General features: G+C 56.9%; 18 protein-coding genes and 2 pseudogenes. 14 read left to right on the top strand and 6 right to left on the bottom strand.

The features are described from left to right. Positions 1–11: 11 nt before the first annotated feature. Complete coding sequence (locus tag A3OI_RS0108775; protein ID WP_018403915.1) at positions 12–2,414, bottom strand: LPS-assembly protein LptD; 2,403 nt, start codon at positions 2,412–2,414, stop codon at positions 12–14. A gap of 220 nt (positions 2,415–2,634) precedes the next feature. On the opposite strand from A3OI_RS0108775, the gene A3OI_RS0108770 reads away from it, so the two are divergent. From A3OI_RS0108770 to A3OI_RS22690, 10 genes are all read left to right on the top strand, one after another. Then, entirely contained in the window at positions 2,635–3,711 is a 1,077-nt protein-coding gene (locus A3OI_RS0108770) for an aminoglycoside phosphotransferase family protein (protein WP_018403914.1), read from the top strand. Further along, complete coding sequence (gene murU / locus A3OI_RS0108765) at positions 3,708–4,406, top strand: N-acetylmuramate alpha-1-phosphate uridylyltransferase MurU (RefSeq protein WP_018403913.1); 699 nt, start codon at positions 3,708–3,710, stop codon at positions 4,404–4,406. Before A3OI_RS0108770 ends, murU begins: the two co-directional genes overlap by 4 nt. Then, positions 4,400–5,149 carry a co-chaperone DjlA gene (locus A3OI_RS0108760; RefSeq protein ID WP_018403912.1) on the top strand — a complete coding sequence of 250 codons (750 nt, stop codon included), beginning with the start codon at positions 4,400–4,402 and terminating at the stop codon, positions 5,147–5,149. Before murU ends, A3OI_RS0108760 begins: the two co-directional genes overlap by 7 nt. Positions 5,150–5,343: 194 nt before the next feature. Next, positions 5,344–6,030: a ribulose-phosphate 3-epimerase gene (rpe, locus tag A3OI_RS0108755; RefSeq protein ID WP_018403911.1), complete on the top strand. Its 687-nt coding sequence runs from the start codon at positions 5,344–5,346 to the stop codon at positions 6,028–6,030. 12 nt (positions 6,031–6,042) lie between these two features. Continuing rightward, positions 6,043–6,732, top strand: coding sequence for a phosphoglycolate phosphatase (locus A3OI_RS0108750; RefSeq protein WP_018403910.1), 690 nt, complete (start codon positions 6,043–6,045; stop codon positions 6,730–6,732). Positions 6,733–6,758: 26 nt separating this feature from the next. Beyond that, positions 6,759–8,246, top strand: coding sequence for an anthranilate synthase component I (gene trpE, locus A3OI_RS0108745; protein WP_018403909.1), 1,488 nt, complete (start codon positions 6,759–6,761; stop codon positions 8,244–8,246). 15 nt (positions 8,247–8,261) lie between these two features. After that, positions 8,262–8,852: an anthranilate synthase component II gene (locus A3OI_RS0108740; protein ID WP_018403908.1), complete on the top strand. Its 591-nt coding sequence runs from the start codon at positions 8,262–8,264 to the stop codon at positions 8,850–8,852. Between the two features lie 4 nt (positions 8,853–8,856). Continuing rightward, positions 8,857–9,885, top strand: coding sequence for an anthranilate phosphoribosyltransferase (gene trpD, locus A3OI_RS0108735; protein WP_018403907.1), 1,029 nt, complete (start codon positions 8,857–8,859; stop codon positions 9,883–9,885). Positions 9,886–9,928: 43 nt separating this feature from the next. Further along, positions 9,929–10,738, top strand: a complete 810-nt coding sequence (gene trpC, locus A3OI_RS0108730) for an indole-3-glycerol phosphate synthase TrpC (RefSeq protein ID WP_018403906.1) — start codon at positions 9,929–9,931, stop codon at positions 10,736–10,738. A gap of 233 nt (positions 10,739–10,971) precedes the next feature. Continuing rightward, entirely contained in the window at positions 10,972–11,127 is a 156-nt protein-coding gene (locus tag A3OI_RS22690; RefSeq protein WP_018403905.1) for a hypothetical protein, read from the top strand. A 55-nt stretch (positions 11,128–11,182) separates the two neighbouring features. Here A3OI_RS22690 and A3OI_RS0108720 read toward each other — a convergent pair whose 3' ends face one another. Then, on the bottom strand, positions 11,183–11,803 hold the full coding sequence (locus A3OI_RS0108720) for a glutathione S-transferase family protein (protein WP_018403904.1): 621 nt from the start codon (positions 11,801–11,803) through the stop codon (positions 11,183–11,185). Positions 11,804–11,852: 49 nt separating this feature from the next. Between A3OI_RS0108720 and modA the strand changes: the two genes are divergently transcribed. Genes modA through modC form a run of 3 tightly spaced genes read left to right on the top strand, consistent with a single transcriptional unit; the run spans position 11,853 to position 14,611 of the window. Next, positions 11,853–12,830, top strand: coding sequence for a molybdate ABC transporter substrate-binding protein (gene modA / locus A3OI_RS0108715; RefSeq protein ID WP_018403903.1), 978 nt, complete (start codon positions 11,853–11,855; stop codon positions 12,828–12,830). Positions 12,831–12,851: 21 nt separating this feature from the next. Next, a complete protein-coding gene (gene modB, locus A3OI_RS0108710; RefSeq protein ID WP_018403902.1) occupies positions 12,852–13,532 on the top strand; it encodes a molybdate ABC transporter permease subunit in 681 nt (226 codons plus the stop codon). After that, positions 13,529–14,611 (top strand): molybdenum ABC transporter ATP-binding protein, encoded by a 1,083-nt coding sequence (modC, locus tag A3OI_RS0108705; protein WP_018403901.1) that lies wholly within the window; start codon positions 13,529–13,531, stop codon positions 14,609–14,611. Before modB ends, modC begins: the two co-directional genes overlap by 4 nt. A gap of 1 nt (position 14,612) precedes the next feature. On the opposite strand, the pseudogene A3OI_RS23795 reads toward modC, so the two are convergent. Further along, positions 14,613–14,699, bottom strand: a pseudogene (locus A3OI_RS23795) (transcriptional regulator Crp); the annotation flags it as partial. A gap of 300 nt (positions 14,700–14,999) precedes the next feature. Here A3OI_RS23795 and A3OI_RS0108700 point away from each other — a divergent pair. Beyond that, positions 15,000–15,422, top strand: coding sequence for an OsmC family protein (locus tag A3OI_RS0108700; protein WP_018403900.1), 423 nt, complete (start codon positions 15,000–15,002; stop codon positions 15,420–15,422). A gap of 20 nt (positions 15,423–15,442) precedes the next feature. Here A3OI_RS0108700 and A3OI_RS0108695 read toward each other — a convergent pair whose 3' ends face one another. From A3OI_RS0108695 to A3OI_RS24655, 3 genes and pseudogenes are all read right to left on the bottom strand, one after another. Then, on the bottom strand, positions 15,443–16,309 hold the full coding sequence (locus tag A3OI_RS0108695) for a phosphoribulokinase (RefSeq protein ID WP_018403899.1): 867 nt from the start codon (positions 16,307–16,309) through the stop codon (positions 15,443–15,445). A gap of 139 nt (positions 16,310–16,448) precedes the next feature. Beyond that, positions 16,449–16,999: pseudogene (locus A3OI_RS21805) on the bottom strand (DUF1631 family protein); the annotation flags it as partial. Next, the gene (locus A3OI_RS24655; protein WP_407635519.1) at positions 16,956–17,105 is read right to left on the bottom strand and encodes a hypothetical protein; all 150 of its coding nucleotides are present in this window, start codon (positions 17,103–17,105) and stop codon (positions 16,956–16,958) included. The pseudogene A3OI_RS21805 and the gene A3OI_RS24655, both read right to left, overlap by 44 nt. Positions 17,106–17,166: the final 61 nt, after the last annotated feature.

Here is a 17,166-nt window from a genome sequence, read left to right as displayed (position 1 = left end):
CCAAAATTGTGTTACGGCGCACTAAAGCGGCGGCTCTCGCGCTCATCAAAACCATAAATGGCGTCGGCAATGCTGGTAGAGGCGCCGCCGGTGCCCCCCAGGCCTTTAAGCTGGATCTGGAACAGTATACGGCTGTCCAGTTCTTGATCGTCGGTAAAGTAATTCTGGTGTACCAACTGCAGACTCCAGCAACAATTATTGTATTCCACTCCCGCCAGCGAACCCACGGTACGGTCCAGATCGGTGTCGTGCACCCAACGCCCAATCAGGCTCAGGCGGTTGCTGACCGGGAACACCACGCCCACATCGGCCTGTTCCAGCTGGGTCGCCGCGGTAGTGCCTTTGCTGTAGGTGTGGCCCACGCTGGCCAGATAGCGGTAATCGCGAGAATGGAAGGTTAACTGACTGCGGCCTTCCTCGGTTTGGTTAGCGTCTGGGTCCCACAGCAGGGAACTGCGAATTTCCAGAGTATCCAGCGGGTTCAGCACCACTTCAGCCGCTATCGGCGACCGGCTGCGGTCTTCCGCACCCACGCCAAACAAACTGACGTCACGACCTTCAAAATACTGGATCTGGCCCACACTGAAACGGGCACGTTCGGCACCGGTTAGCAGATCGTTAAAACGGCTGGTCAATGCCACCGTTAACTGATTGGTATCGCCTACCCGGTCGCCACCGGTAAAGCGGTTACGCTGAAACAGCTGGTCAAAGCGGAACGACTTCAAATCCGTGTCAAAATCAGGAATGCGGTTCTGGTCAGCATCTGCGTCGGCCCAGGCGTAATACAACCGCGGCTCCAGAGTCTGGTTAAACGGTACGTTGAACAGGCTGCTTTGACGATCAAAATACAAGCCGTTATCCCACTCAGCCACAGGAACCGTGCGGTCAAGGTTACCGCTACCCAGGGTGTAATCTTCTAACCGATAGCGAGTATAGTCTACGCTAACGGAGGGTCGGCTATAGCCCCAAAGCGCGCGCATCGGAAGAGCCAGCTCTGGTATCAGGCGAAAGCGCTGACCATTGGCTCGATCCAGGCCGCTCAGGTTGTCATTGTCGCGCTGGAAATCGGTGTACTGACTTTCGACACCCAACTCCAGGGCGCCGGCATCCGTCAGGCCCGAATACAAAACCTCTGGTAACTGGGCGTAAGGCCGGTTCACGTCAGCGATGCGTTTCGCCACCGTCTGGTAATCGTTCAGATACGCATCGAAGTACTGACTGGCATCCTGATAGCGAACACCGCCGCGGCGCTGAAGGTGAGTGGCCTGGCTGATATCCAGGCTGCGGTTCAGGTCACTCAAGTAATCGTCATCACTGACCGCTGCAAAATCGCCGTATCCCGTCCAGCCTTGGCCCAAGGCCGCTTCGGTGGTGGCACCCAGCGCCCAGCGCTGGCCATTTTCGCCCGGATTTTCATCGCGGAAAAAAGTATCGTTATCAATATAGCCCAGCTGCAATGAGGTTTCGCCATAGCCACTCAGATAGCGGCCTTCCACTTCGGTAAACAGACCGCGGCCGCCAATAAACTGGGGGGTAATGGTGGCGTCGTAGTTGGGCGCCAGATTCAGGTAATAAGGCAGCGCCACAAAGCCACCGTTGCCGGCGTTGGAGGTACCAAATCCCGGGTACAAAAAACCACTCTTGCGACGGTCATCAATGGGAAAACTAACCCAGGGCCAATAAAACACCGGCACGTCTAATACTTCCAGTCGCAAATGTTTGGCGGTGCCAAAACCTTTTGCCTGATCCAAACGGATCTCTTGCGCTACAAGGGCCCAGTCGTTCTGCTGCGGGCCGCAGGTGGTTAACAGCCCTTGGCTGATAACCACTTCGCTATCGCCGATTCGGGCCAGGCTCTCTGCCTGGCCACGCATCTCCGGCCCGTGCAGCAAAAAGGTTGCGGTGTTGATGTCTAAGCGACCGCTTTCGACGTTGTAATTGGCGGAATCACCGGTCAGCAAAAACCCTTGGCCGCGGCTCGTCAAAGGACCGGTGATGGCCACCCGGCCCTCTGCCTGGCGATATCGGGCCTCGGTGCCAGACACCTGGAAGCTTCCCTGACGCAGCCGCACGTCGCCCTGCAAGTACAATTCATTGTCGATTTCATAGCGCGCCGTCAGGCCGCTGGCTTGCAGCGGCTGCCCGGCACCGCTTTGCTGCGACACCATCCCATCGCTGCCTTCAACAGCGCTCCCGCCCGATAAATAACCACCCTCGCAAAAAGACGGCAGGCGCGCCTGGGCGCTGGCAGGCAGTTGCTCGCGCAGCCGCCAGTCTATTTCAGCCGCCGATGGCGCGGGTTGTGCTGCCGCAGCCAAACCGCCACAACCCAAAAGTCCGCCGCTCAGCAGACAGACCAACGAGCGCGGCAAGCGGCCAAGCGAATGCTTCCGTGGGTGATTACGCAATAACACGGTGGCCGTTATCCTGTGGTCAATGGATGAGAGATTCAACAGTTTACACGGCGCCCCCCGGCTTGTTAACGGAAACCCCCGCCGGGCGAGCTTAACTTTCTTTCAGTTGCCGTTGCAGCAGGCTTTACTCCAACCGCGGATCTTCGTAGTTTAGTGCTCCAGAAGCCCGCATCCAAGCTGCGGGTACCGGTTTTGTATCCTTTAAGGAAATCCGCGCGCCATGGATCACCGCCTGCAACTGCTGACCCGCTGGGTCAGTCAATTCCCCGGCTTTGCAAACACCGCCGTGGCGCCTGTAGCCGGCGATGCCAGTTTCCGGCGTTATTTTCGGGTATGGCGCAGCGCTGATTGGCAAGAGGCGCGGGGGGTGGAAAGAGCATCAGGAGCGCAAGCCGATCAGGCGTTTATTGTGATGGACGCACCACCCGAGCACGAAGACTGTCAGCCTTTTGTTATCTTAGCTCAACATTGGCGCAGTCACGGCGTTAAAGTGCCCGCCATTGTGCAGCAAGATCTGGCCCGGGGCCTTCTTCTTATGGAAGATTTTGGTGATCGCCTGCTGCTGGGGCAGCTCAACACGGTTAACGCCGACCAACTTTACCGCAACGCACTGGCGGAATTGCTGCGCATTCAGCAACTATCCGATAACCCTGACTACCCGCTGGCGGCTTATAGCAACGATTTACTGGATAGGGAAATGGCACTGTTCCGCGACTGGCTGCTACAGCGCCAGCTAGGGTTAGAGCTGAACAACAGCGATCTTGCCATGCTAAGCAACACATTTACCCTGTTACGGGAAAGTGCCAGTGCACAGCCAAAGGTGCCAGTGCACCGTGACTACCACTCCCGCAATCTGCTGGTAACGGACGGCGACGAGCGCCCCGGCGTCATCGATTTTCAGGATGCGGTCATGGGGCCTGTCACCTATGACCTGGTGTCGCTGCTGAAGGACTGCTACGTGCAGTGGCCTCACGAGCGTGTTCAGAACTGGCTGGAAAGCTATCGCCAGAGCAGCCTGAACGCCAGCCTGCACAGCGCTGATGCGGCCACCTTCCGCCAATGGTTCGAACTGATGGGCATGCAACGCCACCTGAAAGCCGCGGGTATTTTTGCCCGCCTGGCACTGCGCGATGGCAAGCAGGATTACCTCAATGACATTCCCCGCACCCTTGGATACTTGTGCAGTGCGAGCGCCCGCCAACCGGCTTTACGCTCCTTCCATGACTGGCTGTTGAGCACTGTGGTACCGGCAGTGGAAGCCACCTTGGGCCCCGTGCCCGGCGCGCACCAGCCGTGAAGGCTATGATTCTGGCCGCGGGCAAAGGCGAGCGCATGCGACCGCTGACCCTGCACACACCAAAACCGCTGCTGCAAGCCGGTGGGCAACCGCTGATTCACTACCACCTGCAGCGCCTTGCACACAGCGGCTTTAACGACATTATTATCAACTTGGCCTGGCTTGGCGAGCAGATTGTAAAGGCGCTGGGCAAGGGCGACGCCTTTGGCGTGAAGCTGAGTTATTCCCGCGAAGGCGAACCGCTGGAAACCGCCGGCGGCATTGTGCGCGCGCTGCCCATGCTGACCGACGCCGGCGATGACTGGTTCGTGGTGATTAACGGCGATATCTGGTGCGATTTCGATTTGCGCGAGCTGAAACCACCCGGCAATGCCGACGCGTTGCTGGTACTCACAGACAACCCCGCACACAACCCGCAAGGGGACTTTGCGCTAGAACCCGATGGCCGTATCAGCTGTGATGAAGCTTTGCCCAGGCTGACGTTTACCGGCGTTAGCCTGCTTAACCGCCGGCTGTTTGCAGGATTAACAGACCAGTCCGGAAAACTCGGGCCATTGTTACAGCAAGCCGCCGGGGCAAATCGGGTAAAAGGCGTCTATCATGGCGGTCAATGGCTGGATGTAGGTACACCGGAACGCCTCAGCTGGCTTGACCGGCAGCTGCGCACGCCCAATTCCCGAGATTCCCGATGGTAAAAAGACGCCCGGCATCACGGCGGTTCGATAACGCCCTGCGCTATCTCCTTCCGCGACTGACACACTGCCAGAATCAGGCTGAAGAACTGCTTGAGCAACAGCGGCTGCCGCTTTTCAGTCAACGCTATCTGTTCTTTTTCCTCGGCCATATTGCCAAGGCAGAAGGCACAGTTGGTAAGGCTGACATTCACTACGCCGAAGCGCTGATGGCCGCACTAAGCCTGAATCGGCGCCAGCGTAAACGCGCCGCTCACTGGTTCACCCAAGGCAAAACCACCGGTCAACTTGGGCCGTTGAAGGCTTGGTGGCTAAAAATGGTGACGCCCCTATTGGCAAGGCGAGCTGTCATGTTGGCCATTTGCCTGTGCCACAGCGCACAACTGCATGGCCGACCATCACAGGCGCGACGTTACCGCTGTGAAGACGCCATAGTGCAAAGTGGCTTGCCGGTAGGCGTAAGCGATGACATATTCGACCATTACGCCGCCCAGGTGTGGCCGCAAGCGGCGACACTACCGCCGACACCGAAAAGCTACCAGGACGCCTGCGAGATTCTGGGCATTACCCGCCACGATTCTCTACAAGAGGCCAAACGTATTTGGCGCCGCAAAGTGTCTTCAATACATCCGGACAAACTCGCCCAGCAACAACTGACCCGCGCCGAACTGGAGGCCGCAAAAGAACGCCTGCTGCGCTATCAGCAAGCCTGGGAGTTCATTAAACAACGCCATAAGCCAGTGTAATGGTGATGACGAAGCTCGTTCGGCAGGCTCCTCTTGCGCCTGAATCAAAGGCGAAGCCAACATAACCAGCAACCCATTGCCCTATCCCGCTGCGAAAAACTCTTGTGAGCTGATAGACTAGCAGCCGCAGCCGTGCGCAGCATCAACCATACCGAAATGCCGGAACCTTTCCGGCCGACAGCCAGAGGCGAACCATGAATCCGTACCTGATCGCACCCTCCATCCTTTCTGCCGATTTTGCCCGCCTGGGCGAGGAAGTCGACAACGTATTGGCCGCCGGAGCCGACGTGGTGCATTTTGATGTTATGGACAACCATTACGTGCCCAACCTGACCATCGGCCCCATGGTCTGCGAGGCACTGCGCAAACACGGCGTTACCGCGCCCATTGACGTACACCTGATGGTGTCTCCGGTGGACGACCTGATCCGCAAGTTCATGGACGCCGGCGCCAGCTATATCACCTTCCACCCGGAAGCATCCCAGCACGTAGACCGTTCTTTGCAACTGATCCGCGATGGCGGCTGCAAGGCCGGACTGGTGTTTAACCCTGCCACGTCGCTCCAGTACATGGACTATGTAATGGACAAGCTCGACATGGTTCTTCTGATGTCGGTAAACCCGGGCTTTGGCGGCCAGAGGTTCATCCCCGGCACCCTGGATAAACTGCGCGAAGCGCGCAAGCGTATAGACGCCAGCAATTACAATATCCGCCTGGAAATAGATGGCGGAGTAAAAACCGACAATATTCGCGAAATTGCCGAAGCGGGTGTCGATACCTTTGTTGCTGGTTCAGCCATTTTCAATACCGATGATTACAGGGCCACCATCGACGCCATGCGCGCCGAACTTGAACACGCCAGTAAAACTCTGGGCTTTTGAACGGAACCTGCCATGACTCTGAAAGGTCTTTTTAACACCCGCTGGCCAGCCGCCGCCCTGTTTGATCTGGATGGCACCCTGGTTGATAGCGCGCTGGACTTGGCCGCTGCCGTTGACCAAACCCTGGAACGGCTGGATCGCCCCCCTGCCGGCATTGATCAGGTGCGCCAGTGGGTAGGCCACGGCGCCGCAATATTGATTCGGCGCGCTCTGGCGGGCAAAGCCGACTGGCAACCGCCCAGTGCAGCAGATGAAGCCCTATTTGAAGACGCTATGGCGCTGTTCTTCCAGCACTATGAAACAGCCAACGGCCAGCATGCCAAGGTGTATCCAGGCGTAATCGAATGCCTGAATCGATTACAGCACATGAACTGCCCGATGGCGATCGTCACCAACAAGCCCGAGCAGTTTGTGGCGCCCTTGTTGAAACAGCTGAAACTCGACGGTTATTTTCACCTGATTGTAGGAGGCGACACTCTGGCCAACAAAAAGCCCGACCCGGAACCCCTGCTGTACGCCATGGAAAAACTGAACGGCCAGCCAGCCACTACGGTAATGGTCGGCGACTCGGCCGCCGATGTGCAGGCCGCCAAAGCCGCGGGAATTCCGTGCGTGGCCGTCACCTACGGCTACAATTTTGGCAACCCCGTGCAGGCACTGGGAGCCAATGCCGTGGTTGATTCCCTGAGCGAGCTTTTGTAATCTCGCAGAAACTAGGAACCACAATCATGACCCCCGAACATTTCAGCGAGCTGGCACAAGCCGGCTACAACCGTATTCCCGTGTACCGTGAAGTACTGGCGGATATGGACACCCCGTTAAGCACCTATCTGAAATTGGCCAGCGGGCCCTATTCCTACCTGTTCGAATCGGTTCAGGGTGGAGAAAAATGGGGCCGTTATTCCATCATTGGCCTGCCCAGCCAAGAAGTACTGAAAGTCTTCGATCACCGTATTGAAATCCGCCGCCATGGTGAACTGGTAGAGAGCAGAGAGGTGAAAGACCCACTGGCTTTCATCGCCAGCTACCAGGAACGCTTCCACGCCCCTGATCTGGCTGAGCTGCCGCGCTTCAACGGTGGTTTGGTGGGCTACTTCGGCTACGACACCGTACGCTACATTGAAAAGCGTCTGGCCAACAGCTGCCCGCCAGACCGCATTGGCACCCCGGACATCCTGCTAATGGTGTCTGACGAACTGGTGGTGTTTGACAACCTGCGCGGCAAACTGCACCTGATTGTGCACGTAAACCCGGCAGACGACGGCGCCTTTGAACAGGCCCGGGAGCGCCTGGACCAACTGGAACAGCAGTTACGCCAAAACACCGCCCAAGCACCAAAAACCCCGGCTCATCTGCGCGGCAAAACCGTAGACGAAAGTGAATTTGTGTCCGGCTTCAGCCAGGAAAAATTCGAAGCAGCCGTCGGCATCATCAAAAACTACGTGCTGGATGGCGACGTGATGCAAACCGTCATTTCCCAACGCATGTCCATTCCGTTTGAGGCGCCGCCGCTGAATCTGTACCGCTCGCTGCGAATAATGAATCCCTCGCCGTACATGTACTTTCTGGATCTGAACGACTTCCACATTGTGGGTTCATCACCGGAAATTCTGGCGCGCATGGAAGACCGCGAAGTGACCGTGCGCCCCATCGCTGGCACCCGCAAACGCGGCGCCACCGAAGCGGAAGACCGCGCCCTGGAAGCCGAACTGCTGGCCGACCCGAAAGAAATCGCTGAACACCTGATGCTGATTGATCTGGGCCGCAACGACGCCGGCCGGGTATCAGAAACAGGCACCGTACGGCTAACTGAGAAAATGGCGGTTGAGCGCTACTCCCACGTAATGCACATAGTTTCCAACGTTACCGGTCAGGTAAAGGATGGCATCAGCTGCCTTGATGTATTGAGGGCCACCCTGCCTGCCGGCACCTTAAGCGGCGCGCCAAAAACCCGCGCCATGGAAATTATCGACGAGCTGGAGCCGGTCAAGCGGGGCGTTTATGGCGGCGCCGTGGGCTATTTGTCGTTCAACGGCAATATGGACACCGCCATCGCCATCCGCACCGCGGTGATCAAAGACAACACCCTGCACATACAGGCCGGCGCCGGTATAGTCGCTGATTCGGTGCCGCGCCTGGAATGGAAAGAAACCATGAACAAAGGCCGCGCCATTTTCCGCGCCGTCGCCATGACCTACAACGACTTTGACCACTAAGGCGAGGGACAGATTATGCTTTTAATGATCGACAACTATGACTCCTTCACCTACAACGTAGTGCAGTACCTGGCCGAGCTGGGTGCCGATGTGCAGGTACATCGCAACGACGAAATCACCGTGGAGCAGATTGAAGCGCTAAACCCGGAACGGCTGGTGATTTCCCCCGGCCCCTGTACCCCCAGCGAAGCCGGCATCTCTATGGACGTTATCCGCCATTTCGCCGGCAAAATTCCCATACTGGGCGTCTGCCTTGGCCACCAGGCCATCGGCCAGGTGTTCGGCGGCCAGGTGATTCGGGCCGGCCGAGTCATGCACGGCAAAGTGTCCCCGGTTTACCATCACAGCAAAGGCGTATTCCGCGGCCTGAACAACCCGCTGCAAGCCACCCGCTATCACAGCCTGGTGGTTGAACAGGCCACTCTGCCGGATTGTTTGGAGGTAACCGCCTGGACCCGCAACAGCGACGGCACCGTGGAAGAAATTATGGGTGTGCGCCACAAAACCCTCGCCGTGGAAGGCGTGCAGTTTCATCCTGAGTCCATCATGAGTGAACAGGGCCACGAACTGCTGCGTAACTTCCTGCGAACCGAACAAAAAGGCTGACCTAATGGATATGAAAGACGCACTGAACCGGGTCGCGGAAAACCTCGACATGTCCCGTGACGAAATGAAACAGGTTATGCGCATCGTCATGAACGGCGAAGCCACCAACGCCCAGATTGGCGCCCTGCTGATGGGCCTGCGCATAAAGAGCGAAACCGTGGATGAAATTACCGGCGCGGTAGAAGTCATGCGCGAACTGGTGTCCGGTGTAAACGTCAGCGCCGAACCGTTGGTCGACATCGTCGGCACCGGCGGCGACGGCGCCAACCTGTTCAACGTCTCTTCTGCGGCCGCCTTTGTTGTGGCGGCAGCCGGCGGCTTCGTCGCCAAACACGGCAACCGCGCGGTGTCCTCAAAAAGTGGCAGCGCCGATCTGATCGAACAGGCCGGTATTAATTTGAGCCTGACGCCGGAACAGGTCGCCCGCTGCGTTGAACAGGTCGGCGTTGGCTTTATGTTCGCCCCGGCCCACCACGGCGCCATGAAACACGCCATAGGCCCACGCAAAGAACTCGGCTGCCGCACCCTGTTCAACATCCTCGGCCCGATGACCAACCCCGCCGGCGTAAAACGCCAGTTGGTGGGTGTTTTCAGCAAAGCCCTGTGCCGCCCCATGGCCGAAGTGCTGCAAAAACTCGGCTCTGAACACATCATGGTGGTAGCCTCGAAAGACGGCTTGGACGAAATCAGCCTGGCCAGCACCACCTACGTGGCCGAGCTTAAAAACGGCGAAATCATTGAATATGAAATCACTCCGGAAGACCTGGGCATAAAAAGCCAAACCCTGTCTGGTTTGACCGTCAACACCGCCGAAGAATCTCTGGCCCTGATCAAAGCCGCCTTTGGCCGCGACCGCAACGAAAGCGCTGAAAAAGCCCGCGACATGATCGCCCTGAACGCCGGCGCAGCCATTTATATTGCCGGCTTGGCCGCAACGGCCAAAGAAGGCGTACAACTAGCCCTGGATGCTATTGGCTCTGGCCGAGCCAACGGTAAACTGACCGAGCTGGCGACGTTCTCCCAGTGCTTTTGAGCAAGATGAATAGTAGATCAGCGCAAACACGGAACCCAAAAAAATGAACGCACAGAACGACAAAACGCCCACCATCCTGCGCAAAATCGTCGACAGAAAATGGCAGGAAATTGAACAGCGCCAGCGCACCGCCAGCCTGGCTGACCTAAAAGCACGAGCCGGCGACCAACCCGGCACCCGCGGTTTTGCCCAGGCTCTGCGCCAGCGCATCGAAGCCTCAAAACCTGCGGTTATCGCCGAAATCAAAAAAGCCTCGCCCAGCAAAGGCATACTGCGCGACCCATTCGAGCCGGCGCAGATTGCTGAAAGCTATGAAAAAGGCGGCGCGGCTTGCCTGTCTGTACTCACCGACCACGACTTCTTCCAGGGCCACGAAGATTACATGGTGGCCGCCCGCAACGCCTGCAGCCTGCCCGTTATCCGCAAAGATTTTATGGTGTCGCCCTACCAGGTGTATGAATCCCGTAGCATCGGCGCCGATTGCATACTGCTTATTGCGGCCTGCCTGACCAAAGGCCAGATGCAGGAACTCGAAGGCATTGCCCACGAAATAGGGCTGGACGTACTGGTAGAAGTTCATAACAGCGAAGAGATGGACGATGCGCTGACACTGAACACCCCACTGGTGGGCATCAACAACCGCGACCTGCACACATTTGAGGTTTCACTGGAAACCACCTTTGACCTGCACCGGCGCATTGGCCCCGAGCGACTCGTCATCACCGAAAGCGGGATTATGACCCGCGCCGACGTAGAAACCATGACCGGCCGCGGCATTTATGGCTTTCTAATCGGCGAGTCATTCATGCGCGCCCCTGACCCGGGAGCCAAGCTACAGGAACTGTTTGCATAGACCTTTTCGCAATGTTCGCTAACGCGGTGTATTCAACGGACGCAGTTCGACCAAAAATTAAGGTAGACCCAGGCTTACTACTGCGTGTTATAGCGCTATCGGTAATGGGCCTGTCACTCACTGTTTGTGGTGCACGCACTTTACAGCCCTGACACTCTGTACCAGATGTCTAATGTCTTAATGATCGGTTTTTTTGGTGTGTCCATTCTCTCGGTGCGCGGTCTGGAGCAGTGGTGGACGTTTTTTGTTATACCGTTGGTATTGTTCTTTGCTGCCCTGGCCATTATGTGGGTCTGGAATTCAAACAGCTCATACCGTTTCTGTTCGATCCGCTGGTGATGATTTTTCTGGGCATGGTGATCAGCGGGGCGGTCGCAACCGCGTGGTGAGTGTCGAACCCGGCGCTGGCGCCCCGGATTCAATACCGGCTGCTTTATAGCGAGCCTAAACCTTCGCCGAAGGCCGTGACTTGATGCGGTCAAACCAGGCCTGCAGGTTCTGGTGTTCTGCCGCGATACGGATATTCACCACCCGCGCAAAGGCAACGGTGGCAAACGCGTTGATATCCGCAGCCGTAAGACGATCGCAGCAAATGTAGTCTTTGCCTGCCAAGTGCTCATCCAGAAAAGCCATGAACGACACCACCGCCTTGCCACAGTCCTCGCCCCATTCTTTAATCGGATTCATGCGATCACTGAAATACCCGCTGGTGTGCTGAAAACACATGCCCGTGGGCATAAAAAAGTAAAAATCGACCCAGCGCAGCCACTGTTCAATCACAGTTTTCTCCAACGCCGTGTCACCCAATAATGTGGGCGAATCAGGGTAGCTTTCCTCGAAATAACGGCAAATAGCCATGGTTTCGGCCACCGCAGTGCCATCGTCCAATTCCATCACCGGCACTTTTTTGAACGGATTGCGGGCGGCAAATTCGGGCGTCAGGTTTTCGCCTTTTTGCAGATCAATTTCTACAAATTCAGCGACGTCCAACAGGCCCTTTTCCGCCATGAACATACGCACACGCCGTGGGTTGGGTGCGGTTTTTGTTTCGAAGATTTTTATCATTTTGAATACCTCTGACCAATGAATATATCAGACCGAAAGCCCGGGAAGATTGACCGGCTATCGCGGTTTCGTCAAGCACTCTTCCAGCACGACTAATTATTTCTATGCGCTGGACATTACCGCCTACATACACGAACATCGGCAAAGTCAGAATCGCATACTGGAACTGTCATACTCAAACAACGGCGACGCCGGAACCCGCTTAAGCCAAACTCGATGCGCAGCTTGTTTTATCCACCAGAACATAGAGACTCACTGCATGTTTACCTTCAGCCGCCTGATTTCACGCTCACTTACTGCTGCGCTACTGTTCTTTGCTGCCAACCTTGCCGACGCCGAACCTTTACGCATTGCGGTCGCCGCTAACTTTACCGACACCACCCGTGACCTTATTGCCTTGTTTGAAGAAACCACCGGTCACTCAGTTGCCGCCAGTTATGGCTCCACCGGTAAGCTCTTCGCCCAAATAGAAAACGGCGCGCCCTTTGACGTGTTTCAGGCCGCAGACAGTGCGCACCCGGAAATGCTGGAAAACAGCGGCGGCGCCGTTAACGGTAGCCGTTTTACCTACGCCCGCGGCAAACTGGCGCTATGGAGCCCGGAGGCCAACGTGTTCAGCGACCCCGAAAGCTGGCTGGCCAGCGCTGACTTCAAACGACTGGCCATCGCCAATCCGAAAACCGCGCCTTATGGCCTGGCTGCGCAGCAGGTGTTAAAAAACCTCAGCCTGTGGGATGCCCTGCAACCGCGTCTGGTGCGCGGTAACTCAATCGCACAGGCCTTTCAGTTTGTGGCCACCAGCAATGCCCAGGCAGGCTTTGTGGCGCTGTCTCAGGTGAATGCCTGGCAAAACAGTAATGGCACACTGTGGGTGGTACCGCAGCAGATGTACGCACCCATCGACCAGCAAGCGGTTTTGCTTAATCATGGCAAAGACAACCCTGTTGCCCGCCAATGGCTGGAATTTTTACGCAGCCCGCAGGCGCTGAACGTTATAAAAGACGACGGTTACGACATTGCCGACTGACGCAAACACAGGCCCGTAACGATGATGGCAACTTACTGGGAACCGGTGTGGCTGACCCTGAAACTGGCGACCATGACCACCTTGATACTGGCCGTGGTGGGCACGCCCATTGCCTGGTGGCTGGCCCGCAGCCAACACTGGCTACGCCAGCCTATTGCCGCTGTGGTGGCGCTACCGCTGGTACTGCCGCCTACGGTACTGGGGTTCTATTTATTGCTGCTGTTGGGGCCAAAAGGCGTTGTCGGGCAACTTACCGAACAGCTGGGCCTTGGGCTACTGCCATTCACCTTTGAGGGTTTGGTGGTAGCGTCTGTGATTTACTCACTGCCGTTTACCGTGCAACCCCTGCAAAACGCCTTTATCGGCATCAACAATCAGCTTCTGGAAGTGGCTGCTACGTTACGAGCCTCACCCATGGACCGATTCTTCACCGTGGTGATGCCACTGGCCCGCCCGGGATTTTTGACCGCCGCCGTACTCACCTTTGCCCACACTATTGGCGAATTTGGCGTGATACTGATGATTGGCGGCAATATCCCGGGGGAAACCAAAGTGTTATCAGTGGCCATCTACGACCACGTTGAAGCCATTGAATACACCCAGGCCCACTGGCTCGCCGGCGGTATGGTGGTGTTCTCGTTTGTGGCGTTAGTGACGCTGTATTCGCTGAATGGCCGCGTGCACTCGGGAATGATGAAATGAGCACAAGTGAACATATTCTGGTGCGCTTTCACTGCTGCATTGGTGATTTTACACTGAATGTGGATCTGAATTTACCGGGCAGCGGATTAACCGCGCTGTTCGGGCACTCCGGCTGCGGCAAAACCACCCTGTTACGCTGCATCGCCGGGCTGCAACCGGCCAGTGGCGAACTGGTGGTGAACGGTGACACCTGGCACAACGCCCATGAAAGTCGCCCCGTGCATCAGCGTCCGCTGGCTTACGTGTTCCAGGAGACCTCGTTATTTCCGCATTTATCGGTAGAACGCAACCTGGACTACGGTTACCGCCGGGTGCCCGTTAGCCAGCGCCGGATTCAGTTTGACCAGGCGGTGGAATGGCTGGGGCTGGCGCACCTGCTGGAGCGTATGCCGCAAAAGCTGTCGGGCGGTGAGCGCCAACGGGTGGCTATCGCCCGCGCCCTGCTGACCAGCCCCCGGTTGCTGCTGATGGACGAGCCATTGTCGGCACTGGACCAGGCCAGCAAGCGGGAAATCCTGCCCTACCTGGAACGCCTGCGTGACACCCTCGCCATTCCAATTTTGTACGTCTCCCACTCGGTGGCGGAAGTCGCCAGGCTGGCCGATCACGTTGTTATGCTGAACCAGGGGCAGGTAACGGCCAGTGGGTCTCTACAACAGACCCTGGCGCGCACCGATCAGCCCTTTGGTTTGGAAGAAGGCGCTGCCATTATTCTGCCGGCCCGCATTACCACTCAAGATACCCGGTGGCATCTGAGCCTGGCGGAATTTGACGGCGGCCAACTGTGGCTTCCCAGCGAGCCGCGCATCCCGGTAGGCAGCGATGTGCGGGTTCAGGTACTGGCAAGGGATGTCAGCCTGGCGCTCAGCGCCAACCATGGCCAGAGCATCCAGAATCTGATCCACGGCCGAATCGATGAAATTGCAGAAGAAATAAGCCCGGGCACGTCACTGGTGCGGGTGCTGGCCGGCAATACGCCATTTCTGGCGCGTTTGACCACCCGCTCCGTACACACTCTGGAACTAACCCCGGGCAAGCCCATATGGCTGCAGATAAAAGCGGCGGCACTGGCCGACTGATCCGCCCGTTTTCATCCTCAATAATAACCGTTACCGAGCCTTTCACGATGAAAAACAGCGAGTCGCTCTTGTCACCCGCGTAAATGATGGTGCTTTTTGCCGGGAAACGACGGCGATGGCTTGCCCGGCACCTCCGTAAAAATTAATACTGAAATATCCTGACCTGATCATGGCGCTTTTCTAACAGATTTTTTCAGCCTTAACGCACGTTAGCACCCTCCGGATAGCAACAACCGGTAGCCCGGTCAAGTTCAGCCTGCAGCTTAGCCTTTTGTCAATTATCGCCGATGCTGTCGATTCACCCGCTCTGTGCTAGCATCTTGCGCATTCGTTTCCATTGCCGTCCATGGCGGAATTAACACTCAATAACACCTGCGGAGAGCCTGTGATGAAAGCAACCATCGACTGGACCGGCGAAGTCAGCTTCAAAGCGACCAGCGCCAGCGGCCACAGCGTTCAGCTGGACGGACCGGCAGACCTCGGGGGCCAGAATCGCGGCCCGCGACCCATGGAAATGGTACTGATGGGGCTGGGCGGATGTTCGTCGTTTGATGTCATGAGCATTCTGAAAAAAAGCCGTCAGGACGTTACTGCCTGCCACACCGAACTGAGCGCGGAACGAGCCGAAGCGGTGCCGGCGGTGTTCACAAAAATTCACCTGCATTTCGTGGTGACCGGCAACAATCTTAAAGCCAGCCAGGTAGCACGGGCGGTGGCCCTGTCTGCCGAAAAATACTGTTCAGCGTCCATCATGCTGGCCAGCGGCGGGGTAGAAATCACCCACAGCCATGAGGTGCATCAGGCCAACTAGCTTATTCACTTTGAACAGCGTCAGGCGAAGGCTTTCTGTGCGATCAGCCGCTGCACCATAGGCCGCACAATCAGCTCCATGGCCAGGCTCATTTTTGTACCGGGAATTGCCAGGGTATCGTGGCGCGACAACACGCTGTTGGGAATTACCTGTAACAGATAGGGAAAATCCACCTCGCGCGCGTCGCGGAAGTGAATCACCAGCATGCTTTCGTCTTCGGTGGGTACATCACGCACCACAAACGGGTTGGATGTATCCACCAGGGGCACCCGCTGGAAGTTGATGTGGGTATGGGAAAACTGCGGCACTATGTCATGAACGTAGTCGTCCATGCGGTTAAGAATGGTTTCAACCACCGCTTCCTGACTGTAGCCACGTTTGTGAGTGTCGCGGTGAATTTTCTGGATCCATTCCAGATTTACAATCGGCACTACGCCAATCAACAGGTCAACGTATTGGGCGATGTTAAAGGCATCGCTGACCACGCCACCGTGTAAGCCTTCATAAAACAGCAGGCTGGTATTGGGCGGCAGATCCTGCCATGGAGTGAAGCTCCCGGGTTTATTGCCCTCTGCCACCAGCGCAAAGTCCTCATCGTGCACGTACTGGCGGTAGCGCCCGTTCCCGGTCAGGCTGTAATCGTAAAACAGAGACTCCAGGTGGTCGATGTGATTGGCACCCAGGGCAAAGTGATTGCGGGCACCGAACTGTCCTTTGGCCGCCAGCCGCGCCATCTGCTCACGAGTATAACGGTGAAAACTGTCGCCACCCACCATGGCGGCGCTCAGTCCCTCGCTGTCGAACATGCGGCGAAAAATCCGGCCGGTGGTGCTGGTGCCGGCACCGGATGACCCGGTAACGGCAATAATAGGATGGCGTTTCGACATAAACTTCTGGCTTCCGCGGTTATACCAGGCTGTCAAGCATGCCGGGCTTTTCAATGGCTGTACCCTGAGCGTAATCCACACCTAGCTGGACTAGCAATGCCAGCAGCTCGCGGGACTCTACCTGGGTTACAATCACCTCGCGCTCCAGAAACTGGCGCAGTTCGTCACGAATCTGAGCAGACGGCAAGTGACTGCTTGAAATAGAGGACAAGCCATCCTGAATGGTGCGCAGCAACTCCGGCAGGTTAATCTCGCTATCCGGGTCTTTAGTAAACAGCACCAGAGAATCCACTGCACCCAGATAATCGTGCCATAACTTGCTATCTGGCCCATGGCGGATCCAGGTTAGCGACAACAAATCACGCCAACCGCCGGCCAGAAGGCTATTAAGCGCTTTCGGCACGGTTTTACCCGCTCAACGTTGCGCTGATACACCCGTTTCTGACGCTCAATCAGCTCTTCCAGCTCTTCCGCTGCGCGCTCAAATACGCCCAGGTCGTGCTCGAAGCCAATCACAATAGACTGAATTAATTCTTCCACCCGGCGTTGAATAACCGGATTGACCTTGCTGCCGCGGCTACCAAGCTGGGCCAAACGGTTAAGCACGCCGCGAACCGGGCTTTGCTGGTCTTCAAAAAAGTCCGGGTCACGCATCACCACTTTCAGCACCGGAACTTCCAGTTGACGCAGGCCCCCGTTCGCAGTAACCCACCAAGGTGGGCCATTGGTTCAACGTATAATCCATGGCGGTGCGTGTCAGGGTGCCTTTTGCGACTTTGCCCGCGTTAGCCTCCAGCCAGGTCTTCAGTGTTTTCAGTCTGGGTACACTCAGTTCCTGACGAATGCGGTAACGCTCG

The organism is Marinobacter gelidimuriae (genome assembly GCF_000372805.1).
GTDB lineage: Bacteria > Pseudomonadota > Gammaproteobacteria > Pseudomonadales > Oleiphilaceae > Marinobacter > Marinobacter gelidimuriae.
Note: the sequence above shows the minus strand (reverse complement) of the source record. Positions and strands in the feature narration are given on the sequence as shown.

Coding starts and splice junctions, on each gene's coding strand:
- A3OI_RS0108770 (WP_018403914.1), top strand. CDS start 2,635: ATGGATCACCGCCTGCAACTGCTGACCCGCTGGGTCAGTCAATTCCCC.
- A3OI_RS0108760 (WP_018403912.1), top strand. CDS start 4,400: ATGGTAAAAAGACGCCCGGCATCACGGCGGTTCGATAACGCCCTGCGC.
- rpe (WP_018403911.1), top strand. CDS start 5,344: ATGAATCCGTACCTGATCGCACCCTCCATCCTTTCTGCCGATTTTGCC.
- A3OI_RS0108750 (WP_018403910.1), top strand. CDS start 6,043: ATGACTCTGAAAGGTCTTTTTAACACCCGCTGGCCAGCCGCCGCCCTG.
- trpE (WP_018403909.1), top strand. CDS start 6,759: ATGACCCCCGAACATTTCAGCGAGCTGGCACAAGCCGGCTACAACCGT.
- A3OI_RS0108740 (WP_018403908.1), top strand. CDS start 8,262: ATGCTTTTAATGATCGACAACTATGACTCCTTCACCTACAACGTAGTG.
- trpD (WP_018403907.1), top strand. CDS start 8,857: ATGGATATGAAAGACGCACTGAACCGGGTCGCGGAAAACCTCGACATG.
- trpC (WP_018403906.1), top strand. CDS start 9,929: ATGAACGCACAGAACGACAAAACGCCCACCATCCTGCGCAAAATCGTC.
- A3OI_RS0108720 (WP_018403904.1), bottom strand. CDS start 11,803: ATGATAAAAATCTTCGAAACAAAAACCGCACCCAACCCACGGCGTGTG.
- modB (WP_018403902.1), top strand. CDS start 12,852: ATGATGGCAACTTACTGGGAACCGGTGTGGCTGACCCTGAAACTGGCG.
- modC (WP_018403901.1), top strand. CDS start 13,529: ATGAGCACAAGTGAACATATTCTGGTGCGCTTTCACTGCTGCATTGGT.
- A3OI_RS0108700 (WP_018403900.1), top strand. CDS start 15,000: ATGAAAGCAACCATCGACTGGACCGGCGAAGTCAGCTTCAAAGCGACC.
- A3OI_RS0108695 (WP_018403899.1), bottom strand. CDS start 16,309: ATGTCGAAACGCCATCCTATTATTGCCGTTACCGGGTCATCCGGTGCC.